Origin of the sequence: Klebsiella spallanzanii (assembly GCF_902158555.1) — a bacterium.
Lineage (GTDB): Bacteria > Pseudomonadota > Gammaproteobacteria > Enterobacterales > Enterobacteriaceae > Klebsiella > Klebsiella spallanzanii.
On sequence record NZ_CABGGS010000025.1, the window covers coordinates 1 to 730 of the forward strand.

Genomic DNA, 730 nt, shown 5'->3' on the forward strand with positions numbered 1-730 from the left:
GTTCGCTCGCCGCTACTGGGGGAATCTCGGTTGATTTCTTTTCCTCGGGGTACTTAGATGTTTCAGTTCCCCCGGTTCGCCTCGTTAACCTATGTATTCAGTTAACGATAGTGCAACGAATTGCACTGGGTTTCCCCATTCGGACATCGCCGGCTATAACGGTTCATATCACCTCACCGACGCTTTTCGCAGATTAGCACGTCCTTCATCGCCTCTGACTGCCAGGGCATCCACCGTGTACGCTTAGTCGCTTAACCTCACAACCCGAAGATGTTTCGTAAAACACCCTCGTGTCGCGAAAATTTGAGAGACTCGAACACACCATTAACAGTGTGTCGTTTCAATTTTCAGCTTGATCCAGATTTTTAAAGAGCAAATATCTCAAACGTGACTCGCTGAGCCAGTTTTGAGATATTAACGGGTTGTGCCTTTCACTCACGAACCAGCAAGTGGCGTCCCCTAGGGGATTCGAACCCCTGTTGCCGCCGTGAAAGGGCGGAGTCCTAACCGCTAGACGAAGGGGACACAAAGTGTCTCGACTTCGCAGCCGTCTTGCTTCTCTACATCTATCAGACAATCTGTGTGAGCACTACAAAGGCAGGTTCTTTAAGGTAAGGAGGTGATCCAACCGCAGGTTCCCCTACGGTTACCTTGTTACGACTTCACCCCAGTCATGAATCACAAAGTGGTAAGCGCCCTCCCGAAGGTTAAGCTACCTACTTCTTTTGCA

Annotated in this window: 1 tRNA gene and 2 rRNA genes; all 3 read right to left on the reverse strand. The window is 49.7% G+C overall.

Going from position 1 to position 730, the window contains the following annotated elements:
* Positions 1–257 (reverse strand): 23S ribosomal RNA (locus FN082_RS17795); the annotation flags it as partial.
* 193 nt (positions 258–450) lie between these two features.
* Positions 451–525: transfer RNA gene (locus FN082_RS17800), tRNA-Glu, on the reverse strand.
* An 87-nt stretch (positions 526–612) separates the two neighbouring features.
* Positions 613–730 (reverse strand): 16S ribosomal RNA (locus tag FN082_RS17805); the annotation flags it as partial.